Here is a 15248-nt window from a genome sequence, read left to right on the forward strand (position 1 = left end):
GCAATTGGTGCTGCAATGAGAAAGCTGACACATATCTGTTTTGGTGTTGTGAAGAATCAAACTGAATATCAGCCCCAAGCAATTTAAAGAAAGCTTGAGGCTGATTAGAAGAGATGGTATCTACGCGTTTGCCTTAAATTTTTACGCAGACAAAAATGGCGTTGCCTGAGCGCTCTGCCCATGGGGTTATTTTGTCGTAGTCATGTTCAAATATGTGAATCTCAAAGTACGGTTTTAAGGCTTCTTTGAGCTCGGTATAACTAAAAGCAACCATTGGGTGCTCGTCGTGCCATACGAGTGTTTTATCTGCGGTGGTTTTTTCGATGCTGAGTTTTAATAATTGTTTGCTGCCAGTGCCACTGTAGTGCCAGCCAGAGCGAAATGTGAAGAAGTTATTTTCGCTTGTTGCTGTGTGCTCTACAAATGAATCGCTGTCGATTTTATTTTTATCAACCGTGTTAAAACAAAACATTCCACCTACATTTAATGCATTGTGTACGCTAGCAAGGCATTCTTTTAACTTATTAATGCCGTCGCAGTAGTGGATTGAATACAAAAAGCAGGTAATTAAATCCAATTGCTCAGTTACCTTAAATTCACTCATATTTTGCAACGAAAACTGCGCTTCTGGGCAGCGCGTTTTTGCTTTATCTAGCATTGGCTGGTTTAAATCAAGCCCACTACTTTTATAACCGTTATCAATAAAGTGGCGTACATGCGGGCCGGTGCCACATGCTAAATCGAGATGGGTATTTGCGCCATTCCCAAAAATTTGGTGCAGCCTGTGAATAGAATTGCTTTGGGCTTGATAATTAATATCTGCACACATTAAGTCGTAGTAATCAGAAAGGTCGGTGTAAAGCGCATTTGCGGACATATAAGCCTAGTGGTAAGTAGTAGAATATTTTTAAGTCGCGCATAGTAAACTAGTTATGGCTATTAGCGAAGAAGATATGAGCTTTAGGGTTGTCGGGTGGCGCTTCGCTTATCCGACCTACGTATTTAAATATTATGAAACGTTATTAGAAAATGGTGCGGAAGTGGAGATTTGTTGGGTTTAGCTTCGCTCTACCCAACATACGCAATATAACTCTTTAACTAATTCCTAAATACTTATGTACTTGTATTGATAGGCGCCAGTTTTTGGCAATACAGGTGTCGATTGCGAGTTTAGTTGCTGATACTTTTTGGCTAATTGGCTGTAAATAAACAAGCTTAGGGTTAACACCTGTTTTAGCAAATAATTCTTCTAACTCTTCTACATGCTTTTGCATGGCAACGGGGTGTTTAATTTCGTTGGCACGCTTCATGGTGCTGGTAAGTACTTCATAACCACCGCGCATATTGATTTTTGGTGATACCGTTACCCATGTTTGCTCTGGGGCGAGTATTTCGAACGTGCCGCTGGTTTCTATTTGTGTACTAAAGCCGTGTTCGTGTAATAAGTTACATACTGGATTTAAATCAAACATACATGGCTCGCCGCCAGTAATAACTACGTGCTTTGCGGTATAACCACGTGATTGAAACAACGCTAAAATTTGCTCTGCACTGGCGTTAGCCCAATGATCTGAGTCGGCTTTTTTTTCTACGGTTTCGTCCAGCGATACTTTATATACATTATCAACATCCCACGTTTGCTTAGTGTCGCACCAAGAGCAACCTACTGGGCAGCCTTGCAGACGTAAAAATATTGAGGGTGTGCCAGTAAAGCTAGCTTCACCTTGAATGGTTTCAAACACTTCATTAATTTTGTACAAAAGAGATCTCACTTACTACCTAGCAGCCAAATTGCTACTATTAAAAAACCAAAAAGCGCTGTGCAAAAATTGTTATTTAAGCTGTGGCCGTGTAGTATATCGCGCCCTGATATAAACCTCTATTAAAACTAAGAGCAAAACAGATATGACGCAAAAAGTAGTTGTTATTTATTCCGGCGGTATGGACTCATTTACCGTATTAAATAAAGCCCTGCAACAAGGCCATGATGTATATGCCCTTTCATTTGACTATGGTCAGCGTCATGTAAAAGAGCTTAAAGTAGCGGCAAGTGTGTGTGAAAAATTAAACGTTCCACATAAAATTGTTGATATTTCGGCGATTAACCAACTTATTGGTGGCTCATCACTTACTGATGATATTGATGTACCTGAAGGCCATTACGAAGAAGAAAGCATGAAAAGTACGATTGTACCTAATCGTAATATGATTTTGCTCTCGCTTGCTGTTGGCTATGCGGTATCACTTAAAGCTAGCCAAGTTTATTACGGCGCTCACTCTGGGGATCATGCTATTTACCCTGATTGCCGTCCTGAATTTGTGCAAAAAATGGATGATGTGTGTCGTATTGCGAACTACGACGCGGTAGAAATTTTTAGCCCGTATTTAAATAATACTAAAATTGGTATTTTGACCGACGGTATTGAAATGGGTTTAGATTACAGCCAAACGTGGACCTGTTATAACGGCCGTGAAAAGGCCTGTGGTAAATGTGGCGCGTGCCAAGAGCGCCTTGAAGCATTTGCACTAAATAACATTACAGACCCGTTAGAATACGAATAAGCCGCAATTAATTAGTAATACAATTGCTGCATACAAAAAAAGGCTGTCATCGATAGCCTTTTTTGTTTGTCAGGTTTTAAGTCAATGGTATTGATTAAAGCCAGCGTTTTACGCGCGCTTTGTAAGCGGTAAACTCTTCGCCAAATAATTTAGTGAGCGCACGCTCCTCGGGTATTATTTGAAAAAATGTTAAATACGCAATAAACCCGATAATACATAAAAGCGCCCACAAGGAACTTAACCAAACACCCCACCCTGCTAAAATAAATGCAAAACCCACATACATTGGGTTACGCGAAATTTTATAAATGCCGCTCGTAATAAGTTTCGACGCTTGCTCTGGTTTATTTGGGTTTACTGTGGTGTTTGCTATTTTAAAGCTCGCTACCCCTGCAATACAAAAAACACACCCAATAATGACCAAACTTGCTGCTAAGTAGGTAATAAAGGCGGTGAAATCAATAACACTGTAATGCGCAATAAGCGCCATTATGCCTGCAAAAAACAGCACAACGATAACCGGTGGAATTTTATTATTTAACATGGCAACTCACTGTATTGACTAATTATGTTTATTTAAGTAGCTATTAAACAATATCTTAAGTGTATAAATGATGAACACGCTCAAAGCTGAACTTAAATAAAGTATACAAATTAAGTTACAATTGTCAGCTTTATCAAAAGCGCTTAAAGGTTATACTTTAACCATAAACGAATAATAAAATGATAAGGAATGAGGTTATGTCTGGAACTACGATGATTGTACTTATTGTGCTAATTTCGGTTGGCTCAGGAGTAGTTTACGATATGTATAAAAAGCATCTTGAGTTTAAGCATAAAATGCAAAACAACAACAGCGATGCCCATAAACAACTAGCTGAAACAAACGCACAAGTGCTTGCATTAAAAGAGCGTGTACAAACACTTGAGGCTATTGTTACTGATTCAAGCTTTAACGTTAAAGATGAAATTAATAAACTTTAAGTTGTTATAAGTAATTTGTATATAAATGCGCATTTTCTGGCTGCTCAATGCCGTGAGCAGCTAAAAACCCACCAATAGCTTGCCCGCAGCCCTGTGGTGCTCGCCCACTGTCTATCTCAAAATTTAACTGATTAGCATGTTGCTTACCCATAGAGCAAAGCCCTACGGTACTTGGCGAGCGCATAGCGATACTTAGGTTACCTATTTGTTCAACTGCAACGTGCTTACTAAAACGGGCAAAACCTTTGTATTTAAACTGCTCGTTTACGTAGTCATTACTTATGGCCACCAATGCCGCAATTAAGCCGTGTAAAAAGCTATTAGCGGATGAGTCTGCTGTTAAAAACGCAATTGTTTTTTTATTAAACTCGCTAAGCTGGCAATCCTCACACAACAGTTCAACAGTATATAAATGTTGCTCGGCTACTTGCTGCTGACTTTTAAGCTCAATGCTTTTTCCTGCAAATACAATGCGTTTAAGCACTTCATCAACGTTACTTGTAACCGCTTCGCTTTTAACAAGTTCAGGGTTTTGCGCCATTACCGGTAAGTCGTGATGGTTATTAAATGGCGTGCTTGTTGCGCCGCTTTGCATTAACTGAAAAAGCTCTCTTACTTCATGTTCACGCGCAACTTTTAACGCTAAAAATGCGGTTTGAATAAGCTCTGAAGTAGGTAAGTTTTCCTCTACTATCCAGCGTCTGCCAAATAATAGTTTTTTAGCTTTGGCTTCATTAGTAGATGCGCTTTTTTGGTAGTTATCAGGGCTCAGCACTGCTACTTGCAGGTAAATTTCTTCACCTTTTTGTGCAGCAAGCACCCTAAAGTGAGCCGAAAACTCAATACTCTCAAGTACTTCGTTTACGCTTTGAAGCGTGTGCTTGTAACGTAAAAAATGCTGTGGCACCACCCAATTACTATTAGCCAGTTGCACAAGGGGTGCATAAGAAATAGGTTGCTCGTAACTGTGTTGCCATTTTTGCTCATTGCTAAGCAAATGATTAATGTGACTCTTGTTATCTGACATAAATAAACCAAATAAACTCGCGTTGTGCGATATAAACTATGAACACATTACGTCATCAATGTCGTAATTAGATCACATGTACGCCCTACTTTTGGGCTTTTTTAACTATCGGTGAGTTCTTGATAGTCTGTTATAACTTTTTGATAGTATGGCTTATCTTTATTGAGCATTTTATTATAATGATTTATGAGTTGTCGTTGGTACATAGCGTGCTCTGTACTAGCAAAGTCCCACATTTTGTTGCCGGTATGGCTAATCTCATTATTGGCACTAAAGCTCACTTCAATCACTTCATAAAAACGTTTGTTGTCGTAAACTATTTGTTCACTTATAAGCCCTAAACCGAGTTGTTTTAAACCCACTCGCAACTTATAAGTGTGATGCACTGGGCATAAAATAAGCCGAACATTATTTAAATGCTCAACTGCGTTATTAGCAATGATTTGTTGTACTAAACTTAATAACAGCTCACCGCCAACACCTGCTATTACAACTACTTGGCTTTTACTTTGAGCAATTTCTATTTTGCCTACATCCTGACATAAGACCTGCCACTGCGGGTTTTTATCACAGGTTTTTTGTAATTTATTAATAGATGATAATTGCGCTTCTAGATCGTTCATTAAAGTGGCGACTATATCTACAAAAATAACGTGGTTTGCAGCTGCGCGTTTTAATAGCGCCATACCTAAATAACCATGGTCGCAGCAACAATCCCAAATAATATCGTGATGCTGCGAAATTAATTTATCAATGGCAGTTAGGCGTTTACTGAGCTTCATTTAAGCAGGTATTTGTGACGTTTTATAGACAAGCGCTTTTAAACTTTTGTCGCTGTCTACTTCAATAAAACGCTCGGTGGGGGCTAGGCGCTCAACAAATTCAATTGCGCCTTGGGTGTTCTCGTTTATTAATGCTTTAAATGCATCTTCGCTAAGCTCTGGGCTATTAGCACACAATAGTAATTGTGTGGTATCGCAAAGTAGCTCTGGCAACCTGCGCAGCACTTTTTGATAGTCTTTAGTTAATATAAAGCTGCCTTTTTGAAAGCTTGGCGGATCAACTATTATTAAATCAAACGGGGCTGCTTTTTTTAGTTTTCCAAACGATTTTAAAATATCGTGAGGTAAAAAACTGACGCCGCGCTCAAAACCATTTAGTTGATGGTTTTGCTTGCCGACTTTAAGCACGCCTTTGCTCATATCCATGTTCATCACATGATCTGCACCGCCTTGCATGGCGGCAAGCGAAAACCCACATGTATACGAAAACAAATTAAGCACTTTACCATGCTTGCTGTTAGCCATTACAAATTCACGGCCGCTACGCATATCGGGAAATATTCCGGTATTTTGACGGCTCTGTAAATCAACCAAAAAACGAATGCCATTTTCGGTTACAACATGTGGGTTAGGTAATTGCCCATAAACCACGGTGTTTTGGCTTTGTACGCCAGCACGTTGCTGGTACACAAGTGACGTAATAAGCTCTGGCTGATTTTTTTGTGCCCACTGCCACACAACATTGGTGAGCTCGCTTAGTGTTTGCTCGTCAATTTCATCGTACGAAACCAAAAATAAACTGGGCGGGTAAAAGTCTAAATTAATATGGCTTAATGCTTCGACGCTATGGCCTCGGCCATGAAAAACACGACACAGTTCATTTTTTAAAATTGGCGCATTTTCAAGCGCAGTAATAAGAGGTGTAAAGTTTGCTGTCATTTTTAATTAATCAACTGTTGTTGTAGTTCATGTATTTCATCGCGAACAGAGCCCGCTTTTTCAAATTCTAGGTCGCTTGCGTATGCATGCATTTTGGTTTCAAGCTGCTTAATTTGCACGGCAATTTCTTTCGCACTAAGAACCTTTTTAGACTCTTTACGAATAAGTTTAAGGTTGTCTTTAGGAGCCGCTTCCTCGCCTACATCCATTACATCAAGTATTTTTTTAGCCAGAGCATGAGGCTCTATGCCGTGCTCAACGTTGTATGCATGCTGAATTTCGCGCCTGCGTGCTGTTTCGTCCATGGCTTTTGCCATTGATTTTGTAATTCTGTCGCCATATAAAATAGCGCGGCCATCTAAGTGACGAGCAGCACGGCCAATAGTTTGTATCAGCGAGCGAGCCGAGCGTAAAAAGCCCTCTTTGTCAGCATCAAGTATGGCAACAAGTGCCACCTCTGGCATATCAAGGCCTTCTCGCAGTAAGTTAATGCCCACTAACACATCAAACACGCCTGCTCGTAAGTCACGAATTATTTCTACGCGCTCAACGGTATCAATGTCTGAATGTAAGTAACGTACTTTTACATTATGCTCGCTTAGGTAGTCTGTTAAATCCTCAGACATACGTTTAGTAAGTGTAGTTACCAGTACGCGTTCGCCCTTCTCCACACTTTTGTATATTTCTGAGAGTAAATCATCAACCTGATCGCCCACAGGACGTACTTCTATAAGTGGGTCGAGCAGCCCTGTTGGGCGAATTACTTGCTCTGCTATTTCACCCGCGCAGCGCTCTAACTCAAAGTCGCCAGGCGTTGCTGATACATAAATAGTTTGAGGTGCTATGGCTTCAAACTCTTCAAAACGCAGTGGCCTATTATCCATTGCTGAGGGCATTCTAAAACCATACTCAACAAGGTTTTCTTTACGGCTTCTGTCGCCTTTATACATGGCGCCAATTTGCGATACGGTTACGTGCGATTCATCAATAATCATTAATGCGTCATCAGGTAGGTAATCAAGCAATGTTGGCGGCGGATCGCCTGGCGTACGCCCAGATAAATAACGGCTGTAGTTTTCTATACCCGAGCAATAACCTAGCTCGGTCATCATTTCTATATCGTATTGCGTTCGCTGTGCTACACGTTGCTCTTCTACTAATTTGTTTGCACTGAGTAACTGGGCGCGTCGCTCTTTTAGTTCTTCTTTTATTTTTTCGATAGCGCCAAGTATTTTTTCACGCGGGGTAACATAGTGCGTTTTAGGATAAATAGTAGCGCGCACTATGTGCTTTTCAATTGCACCGGTAAGCGGGTCAAAAATACTTAGGCGTTCTATTTCATCATCAAACATTTCTACACGTACAGCAAAAGTGTCTGACTCAGCTGGGAATATGTCAACTACTTCGCCACGTACGCGGTATGTACCTCGGCTAAAATCTATATCATTGCGGGTATATTGTATTTCAGCAAGGCGGCGTAGCATGTCGCGTTGATCTACTTTTTCGCCCACTTTTAAAAGCAGCATCATTTTCATGTACGATTTAGGGTCACCCAAACCATAAATAGCGGATACCGATGCCACAATAATGGTGTCGCGACGCTCAAGCAATGCTTTGGTCGCACTTAAACGCATTTGCTCTATGTGCTCATTTATCGAAGCATCTTTTTCAATAAATGTGTCGCTAGATACAACATAGGCTTCTGGCTGGTAGTAATCGTAATACGATACAAAGTATTCAACCGCGTTTTTAGGAAAAAACTCTTTCATCTCGCCGTATAGCTGCGCAGCCAATGTTTTATTGTGCGCCATTATTATTGTTGGACGGTTTAAATCGCTAATAATATTGGCCATAGTAAAGGTTTTACCTGTACCGGTGGCACCTAATAACGTTTGGTGTGCAAGCCCTGCTTCTAACCCTTCGCATAGCTGTTTAATGGCGGTAGGCTGATCGCCTGCTGGTTTGAAATGTGATTTTAACTGAAAATGGTCGCTCAATTATTGCACTCCTGTAACGATTCGCCGCTCAGCGCTTCTAGTTTTTTCATAAACCATTTATATGCCACTATTGCTGTAAATAAATTACCTATGGCAGCGCCTATAAATAACCCTAATAATCCGGCTATTTCGTTGCCGATATAAGCAAATGGTACATAAAATATGAATAAACGAATAACGCTTAGTACCAATGCGTTCATTGGTTTGTGTAAAGCATTAAACGATGAGTTTGATAATATGATCACCCCTTGTAAGCCATAGCTTAGTGGGATGGTATAAATAAAGAGCTTAATTACATCTATTACGGCTTGTTCTTTACCAAATAATTGACTTATAACACCTGAAAATGCAATTAGTAATACGTAGATGGCAAATTGCCATACCATCACAAATTTTAGTGTGCCGGTATACGCTTCTTTAACACGGCATAATTTGCCAGCCCCAAAGTTTTGACTCACAAATGGCGGTAATGTCATCGATAGCGCAAGCACTATTATACTTGCAATAGATTCTATCCGGCTTCCTACTCCAAATGCGGCCACGGCTTCTGGCCCATGATGCGCTACTAAGGCGGTCATTACGGCCATTGCAACGGGTGTAAGCATGTTTGCACCTGCAGCAGGTAAACCAATTTTTAATATTTTACGAATAGCGCCAGTTACAGTTTGCTTGCCCGCTTTGAGACTCAACAAACGTTTTTTAACCGCTAATATATATAAAATAATAACCACAGCGACCGACCATGCAACAACACTTGCTATGGCAGCGCCTTGAATTCCTAACGCGGGTACCGGCCCAAAGCCAAATATAAGTATTGGGTCAAGTACGGCGTTTATCAGCCCGGCTCCGCCCATTACTATACTTGGCGTTTTGGTATCACCGCTGGCACGCAGTACCGAATTACCAATCATTGGGGTTATTAAAAATACGCTACCGATAAACCATACATTCATGTATTCGTGTATTAACGGCAATACTTGCGCGCCCGCTCCTAGCAAAGTAAATATGGGGTCAATCAGTAAATATCCAACAGATGACAACACAATAACCAAAACCACACCAACCATTAAAGAAATACTGGCATCAAAACGTGCTTCATCAATTTTATTACTGCCGAGCGCTTTCGCTATTACTGCTGATGTACCGATCCCCAGCCCTATTGCTAAGCTGATAACGGTAAAAGTAACCGGAAATGTAAAGCTCACGGCAGCTAGTGGTTCGGTGCCAAGTAAGCTTATAAAAAAGGTGTCTACAATATTGAACATCATTAGTGTGATCATGCCGAATATCATCGGTATGGTCATCGTCTTTAATGTAGGCAAGATAGGATCGTTTAGTAAATCTGGGCGAGTCTGAGATTTTGAAATTGCGCGCATGAAATAAATAGGCCTCTTTTTACTGAACGAATCATTTTAAAGCATCGAGGCAGTTCAAGCCACGGATTTATCACTACAATTGATGTAATTACGGAAGTAAATATTCTAAAAATAGTAAAACTTGATTTTTACATCTTTTTGTTAAAATAGAGCCTAAACACGCCAAAAAACAATTAAAACACATTTTTATAACTTTTATTACAAACACCTTGTGTTATCTGATGCTTTTTTACACAAAGCAACTACTTGGTTTATCGTTACGAAAAAATTCATTCATGGAGTTGCATCTATCAGCCACCAAAACATAACCTACTGTTTTACAATGAATAAAAAATAGTGATTTAAAAGCTTGAAATCGTTGTAGCACCCTAAAACATTGGTGCCGATGATGTTCTTAAAGTTTCATAAACAGAGTTATCCACAGAAACCGTGGATAACTCATTCAAAGCCGCATTTATAAAGGCCTTGAGAGACTCGCAATTTTCACTGAGGTCCAACCAATTGTTGATTTGCTAATTGTGGCATTTTTATAAACTCACACTAAAAACGCAAGCTTGCCAATTTTTCTTCTTAACATAGTTATACGTTAATAAATAAAAAACGTTTAATACAAAGTTAAGTTATTGATTGTTCTATTTTTGAGCGAAGATAATAATTGCTCAATTTATAGATCAAAATTGGATCACTATTAAGAGGGAAAATACTTTTATGACTATTCGTGTAGGTATATTTTTAGAAAATTAAAATAAAAAAGTAAATAAATACGAAGAATACCCGAAAGTAAAAAATGAAATTTTATGTTTTTGAGTTGTTTTTTAATTACAAGTGGCTTTAATGGCGTGTTTAATTTAACCAATTTAAAGACTCAACAATAATAAAACTCGCATTAGTATTCTTAAATTCTTAAAAAAACAGCTTTAATAGAGCTATAAATCACGCAGATCGAACACAAAAACAACGAATAAACCTCTTTTTTCAATTTATGACTTTTATATGTTGACACTTTGCGGCTCCATCATTAATATTTCGCCCCGTTGAAAGGCAAGACGCTTCCCCCTTAGCTCAGTTGGTTAGAGCGACGGACTGTTAATCCGCAGGTCCCCCGTTCGAGTCGGGGAGGGGGAGCCAAGTTTTTCAACCATAAACGTTTCCCCCTTAGCTCAGTTGGTTAGAGCGACGGACTGTTAATCCGCAGGTCCCCCGTTCGAGTCGGGGAGGGGGAGCCAAGTTTATGTTTATGATGTAGTTCCCCCTTAGCTCAGTTGGTTAGAGCGACGGACTGTTAATCCGCAGGTCCCCCGTTCGAGTCGGGGAGGGGGAGCCAAATCATCATAATAATATCAGTACTTTAGTTCCCCCTTAGCTCAGTTGGTTAGAGCGACGGACTGTTAATCCGCAGGTCCCCCGTTCGAGTCGGGGAGGGGGAGCCAATTCTAAGAATTTCATAGACATTCCAAGCTATTTCCACTACTCTTCCTTATATAACTAAAGCATTAGTTTAATTCTTTAATGCGCTGTACTTAGTTTATTAATCAAGGACTTGATTCCTTCCCTTTTGATTATTAAAAGACTGAAAACATGGCTGGATTTAAAAAACTTATTTTTATACAAATTATCTCTTGGTTATTGTGTGTTGCAGCAGGAAGCTACTTCATATCTATAAGCTTTGATACTGCGGTAAGTGATGCACAAAAAAATGCACAAACAACTGTTACTAAGTATATTAATGACCTTTCTTTAGACGATATTTCTGCTCAAAATTTAAAACAATCAATTGCAGATGGTAATACGTTTTCAAGCTTTACTCTAAGAGATTACCAAGGTGCTGAAGTATTTAGCATTAACCCCCCTACTCAATTACCAATGTTTGCTGATTTTGTACTCTCTAACTTTAACTCTGTACGCCCACAGTTTGCTGTAAACGATGCCGCAGATATAAAAGTTGAATTTGTACTTAACATTGAGCATTTAGCATCGCAGCTACAAACTTCCCTTTTTATTGTTATTTTGATTTCTGCCATTTTAGTTATTATTCCAATAATTCTAATGAAATCTATTTTTTATCATTTAAATAAAAATATAAGTACAACAGTTGCTGACATTATCGATATTTATATCAATCAAAACCAAGTTGATAATGATTTAGAAACAGCATTAGATGGCACTCGATTGAAAAAAATGGGAAAAGATTTAGTACCTAGTTTTAATCGGTTATCACATTTTTTAAAAAACAAAAACGAAAACATACAAAGCGCTGCTATGACTATCAAGCATGAAGCGTACAAAGATGTAATTACCTCGCTTGGTAATCGTAATATGTTTGTTGAGTACTACGAAAAAAATATTGAAAACACTGAGCAAAGTACATTTGGCTCTTTAGCTATGGTTCGTTGTAGCGAACTACAAGCTATAAACCAAAGCCGTGGTTATCAAAAAGGTGACGAGTACGTTAAAGGCGTTGCCGATATTATTAAGCACATAAGTGGCACTTACACGGGTAGCCAAGTATTTAGATTAAACAGCTCTGATTTTGCGGTAGTACTCCCCCACATTCCTTTAAAAGAAGCTGAGCGCTTTGGTGAAAACCTGCAATCGCGCTTCACGCAGTACCAACAAAACCAAGAGTTAAGCTCGGTAGCTAATACGGGTATTGTGGGTTACGAAAAAGGTAAACCGTTAGGCGAACTGCTTTCTGTTGTTGATAACGCGATGAGCATGGCGCAGTCAAAACAAGTGAATGCATGGCATGTACAACGCGAAACCGATTTAGTTAATAACGTAAGTGCGGGGTTTGGTAATCAAAACTGGCGTAAGGTTATTAAGGAAGTTATTGAATCTAAGCGTGTGCATTTAGTGATGCAAAACATTATGCCGCTTGGTAAAAGCATAAAAGCCTACGCTGAAGTACAAGTTCGATTTAAAACAGAAGACAATCAAGTACTGCCTACCGCTTCTTTTTTAGCAATGGCCGAAAAACTTGATATGGCAATAGAAATTGATCGCTTAATCATCGACTCTTCTCTTGAAAAGGTTAAAAGCCGTAATTTATCTGAAAAGTTTTTTGGTTTAAACGTAACAGCTTCTAGTGCACACAACGATCAGTTTGTAATTTGGCTAGAGCGCCGATTATTGAAAGATACGCATATTGCATCTAAACTAGTATTTGAGGTAAGCGAGTTTGGTTTACAGCAAAACATCAAGGCTAGTAAGCGCTTTATCGACATGGTTCACCGTGTTGGCGCACGCGTAACTGTTGAACGTTTTGGTGTTGGCTTAACTTCATTTAAGTTTTTCCGCGATTTAAAACCTGATTTTATTAAAATGGATGCAAGTTATACTCGCGGCCTAGAAGATGATAAAAATAATCAGTACTTTATGCGCTTAATGGTCGATTTAGCCCACCGCATTGGTGTTAGCGTATTTGCTGAAGGCGTTGAGAGCCAAGAAGAGAAACACATTATAGAAACGTTGTGTTTAGATGGCGTTCAGGGTTATTACATAGAAAAACCTAAAGACATATAGTCTATTGGAGGCATCATGAAAAGAGTGGTTACCTTTATTATACTTTTTATTATGCCTTTGAGTTTGTACGCAAGCGCCCCGCAAAAAGAATTAGTTTTTAGCACTCACAACTATCCTCCATTTTCATTTGTTGATGAAAGCAATAATGCCACTGGCCCCTTTGTTGATATACTTACCTTAGCGTGTAAACGCCTCAATTATAAATGTGAGTTTATTAGCGTACCAAATCGTCGCTCTAAGCTGATGTTAAAAAACCTGCAAGCTCAAGGAAACTTTCCTATGGGCTGGAATATTGACCGCAACGAATGGCTTTACTTTTCGATTCCGCTTATGAAAATGCAATATGGTTTTTTTCAACCTGAAGGTGCTAAAAAAACCATTAAAAGCCTCAATGATCTACAAAAAATGCAAATTGCTGTTTTTGGCCCTTCAAATGCATCTTTTCAACTAATCAAAATACAGCAACAAATGATTAAAGACGGATTGAGAGAATTTGATATTGTTTTACTCACTGATGCCAATGGTACGGGTGTAAAAATGATAGAAAACAACCGTATAGATGGATATTTCGCAAATACTTTACAAGCACGCGCTAGGCTAAAACAATTTAACTTACATCATGTTAATTTGGCCTTTTTACAAAGCGAATCCCCCTATTTTATTGGGTTTAATAAAATTCAATTATCTTCTGAACAAATTGCCCTATTTAATAAAGCACTATTAGATTTATACCAAGAACACGATCAATTTAAAGATATTTTAAAGCCGTATAATATTGATCCTATTCTAATTACACCTGAAATCTTAAGTCGCTTTAATATCATTACTGATTGAGCCGTTTATTTGCTTCTCATGTGTTGTTAATCGATAAAGAAAAAAGGATAATACCCACGTTTATTATAGCGTGAGGCACACATGACAGAATATGTCTTGTTATTGATTGGAACCGTTCTGGTTAATAACTTTGTATTAGTACAATTTTTAGGCTTATGTCCGTTTATGGGCGTATCAGGTAAGCTTGATACGGCGATTGGTATGTCTTTGGCAACCACGTTTGTGCTTACCCTTGCCTCTGTAACTAGCTATTTAGTTAATCAATATATTTTAATCCCTCTGGATATCGCCTTTTTACGCACCATGAGCTTTATTTTAGTGATTGCCGTTGTAGTGCAATTTACCGAAATGGTTGTGCGTAAAACCAGCCCTACTCTATATCGTTTATTAGGCATATTTTTACCGCTGATCACCACTAACTGTGCGGTATTAGGTGTGGCTTTATTAAATATCAAAGAAGATCATTCGTTTTTACAATCTGCGGTATATGGTTTTGGTGCTGCGGTTGGTTTTTCTTTAGTGCTTGTATTGTTTGCAGCACTACGAGAGCGTTTAGCAGCTGCTGACGTTCCTACGCCTTTTAAAGGCGCCTCTATTGCAATGATCACTGCAGGCTTAATGTCGATGGCGTTTATGGGTTTTACTGGATTAGTGAAGTTTTAATATGACCTTGTTTTATGCCTTGATAGCGATTGGTTCGCTAGCACTCATTTTTGGACTTATTTTAGGGTTTGCAGCAATTCGCTTTCGCGTTGAAGGTAACCCTATTGTTGAGCAAATTGATACTATTTTGCCGCAAACTCAATGCGGACAATGTGGCTACCCGGGTTGTCGCCCTTACGCCGAAGCCATAGCTAATGGCGATGAAATAAATAAATGCCCACCAGGCGGCGAATCAACCATGAAAAAGCTTGCCGGCTTAATGGGGGTTGATGAAAAACCACTTGCCGGTGGCGAGCAAGCAGAACCTGTAAAAACAGTGGCTTATATTCGTGAAGATGAATGTATTGGCTGTACCAAATGTATTCAAGCCTGCCCAGTTGACGCTATTTTAGGCGCAACTCGTCAAATGCATACCGTGTTAATTGATGAATGTACTGGCTGTGATTTATGTGTTGAGCCTTGCCCTGTGGATTGCATTGATATGCTACCTGTAGCCGAAACTAAACAAAACTGGAAATGGCAGCTAGACGCTATTCCTGTTACACAAATAGATTAGAGGTTT

General features: G+C 39.2%; 14 protein-coding genes and 4 tRNA genes. 10 read left to right on the top strand and 8 right to left on the bottom strand.

Going from position 1 to position 15248, the window contains the following annotated elements; translation table 11 throughout:
- Positions 1–133: 133 nt before the first annotated feature.
- Both H5115_RS15705 and queE read right to left on the bottom strand, forming a co-directional pair.
- Positions 134–877 carry a class I SAM-dependent methyltransferase gene (locus H5115_RS15705; RefSeq protein ID WP_182756234.1) on the bottom strand — a complete coding sequence of 248 codons (744 nt, stop codon included), beginning with the start codon at positions 875–877 and terminating at the stop codon, positions 134–136.
- Between the two features lie 217 nt (positions 878–1094).
- Complete coding sequence (gene queE, locus H5115_RS15710; protein WP_002960417.1) at positions 1095–1760, bottom strand: 7-carboxy-7-deazaguanine synthase QueE; 666 nt, start codon at positions 1758–1760, stop codon at positions 1095–1097.
- Positions 1761–1905: 145 nt separating this feature from the next.
- On the opposite strand from queE, the gene queC reads away from it, so the two are divergent.
- Complete coding sequence (queC, locus tag H5115_RS15715) at positions 1906–2562, top strand: 7-cyano-7-deazaguanine synthase QueC (protein ID WP_002960416.1); 657 nt, start codon at positions 1906–1908, stop codon at positions 2560–2562.
- A 94-nt stretch (positions 2563–2656) separates the two neighbouring features.
- Here queC and H5115_RS15720 read toward each other — a convergent pair whose 3' ends face one another.
- On the bottom strand, positions 2657–3106 hold the full coding sequence (locus H5115_RS15720) for an isoprenylcysteine carboxylmethyltransferase family protein (RefSeq protein ID WP_007378935.1): 450 nt from the start codon (positions 3104–3106) through the stop codon (positions 2657–2659).
- 197 nt (positions 3107–3303) lie between these two features.
- Here H5115_RS15720 and H5115_RS15725 point away from each other — a divergent pair, with 197 nt between their 5' ends.
- Positions 3304–3546, top strand: a complete 243-nt coding sequence (locus tag H5115_RS15725; RefSeq protein ID WP_010553668.1) for a hypothetical protein — start codon at positions 3304–3306, stop codon at positions 3544–3546.
- Positions 3547–3550: 4 nt separating this feature from the next.
- Here H5115_RS15725 and H5115_RS15730 read toward each other — a convergent pair whose 3' ends face one another.
- From H5115_RS15730 to H5115_RS15750, 5 genes are all read right to left on the bottom strand, one after another.
- Positions 3551–4573 carry a hypothetical protein gene (locus H5115_RS15730; protein WP_182756235.1) on the bottom strand — a complete coding sequence of 341 codons (1023 nt, stop codon included), beginning with the start codon at positions 4571–4573 and terminating at the stop codon, positions 3551–3553.
- 101 nt (positions 4574–4674) lie between these two features.
- Positions 4675–5355 (bottom strand): tRNA (adenine(22)-N(1))-methyltransferase TrmK, encoded by a 681-nt coding sequence (locus H5115_RS15735; protein ID WP_182756236.1) that lies wholly within the window; start codon positions 5353–5355, stop codon positions 4675–4677.
- Positions 5356–6294: a class I SAM-dependent methyltransferase gene (locus H5115_RS15740; RefSeq protein WP_182682114.1), complete on the bottom strand. Its 939-nt coding sequence runs from the start codon at positions 6292–6294 to the stop codon at positions 5356–5358.
- Between the two features lie 2 nt (positions 6295–6296).
- Positions 6297–8291 (bottom strand): excinuclease ABC subunit UvrB, encoded by a 1995-nt coding sequence (gene uvrB / locus H5115_RS15745; protein ID WP_039487290.1) that lies wholly within the window; start codon positions 8289–8291, stop codon positions 6297–6299.
- Positions 8288–9667, bottom strand: a complete 1380-nt coding sequence (locus H5115_RS15750; RefSeq protein ID WP_182756237.1) for an MATE family efflux transporter — start codon at positions 9665–9667, stop codon at positions 8288–8290. The genes uvrB and H5115_RS15750 overlap by 4 nt, the downstream gene beginning before the upstream one ends.
- 1051 nt (positions 9668–10718) lie before the next feature.
- On the opposite strand from H5115_RS15750, the gene H5115_RS15755 reads away from it, so the two are divergent.
- The 8 genes from H5115_RS15755 (at position 10719) to rsxB (ending at position 15242) form a co-directional block, all read left to right on the top strand.
- Positions 10719–10795: transfer RNA gene (locus H5115_RS15755), tRNA-Asn, on the top strand.
- A gap of 21 nt (positions 10796–10816) precedes the next feature.
- Positions 10817–10893: transfer RNA gene (locus H5115_RS15760), tRNA-Asn, on the top strand.
- 21 nt (positions 10894–10914) lie between these two features.
- A tRNA-Asn gene (locus H5115_RS15765) sits at positions 10915–10991 on the top strand.
- Positions 10992–11020: 29 nt separating this feature from the next.
- Positions 11021–11097 (top strand) — tRNA-Asn (locus H5115_RS15770).
- Between the two features lie 148 nt (positions 11098–11245).
- Positions 11246–13189 (top strand): EAL domain-containing protein, encoded by a 1944-nt coding sequence (locus tag H5115_RS15775; protein ID WP_182756238.1) that lies wholly within the window; start codon positions 11246–11248, stop codon positions 13187–13189.
- 15 nt (positions 13190–13204) lie between these two features.
- The gene (locus H5115_RS15780; RefSeq protein ID WP_182756239.1) at positions 13205–14023 is read left to right on the top strand and encodes an ABC transporter substrate-binding protein; all 819 of its coding nucleotides are present in this window, start codon (positions 13205–13207) and stop codon (positions 14021–14023) included.
- A gap of 81 nt (positions 14024–14104) precedes the next feature.
- Positions 14105–14686 (top strand): electron transport complex subunit RsxA, encoded by a 582-nt coding sequence (gene rsxA, locus H5115_RS15785; RefSeq protein ID WP_008172491.1) that lies wholly within the window; start codon positions 14105–14107, stop codon positions 14684–14686.
- Between the two features lies 1 nt (position 14687).
- Positions 14688–15242: an electron transport complex subunit RsxB gene (gene rsxB, locus H5115_RS15790; RefSeq protein ID WP_154903411.1), complete on the top strand. Its 555-nt coding sequence runs from the start codon at positions 14688–14690 to the stop codon at positions 15240–15242.
- Positions 15243–15248 lie beyond the last annotated feature (6 nt).

Source organism: Pseudoalteromonas sp. SR44-2 (assembly GCF_014163745.1).
In the GTDB taxonomy this organism is placed as follows: domain Bacteria; phylum Pseudomonadota; class Gammaproteobacteria; order Enterobacterales; family Alteromonadaceae; genus Pseudoalteromonas; species Pseudoalteromonas distincta.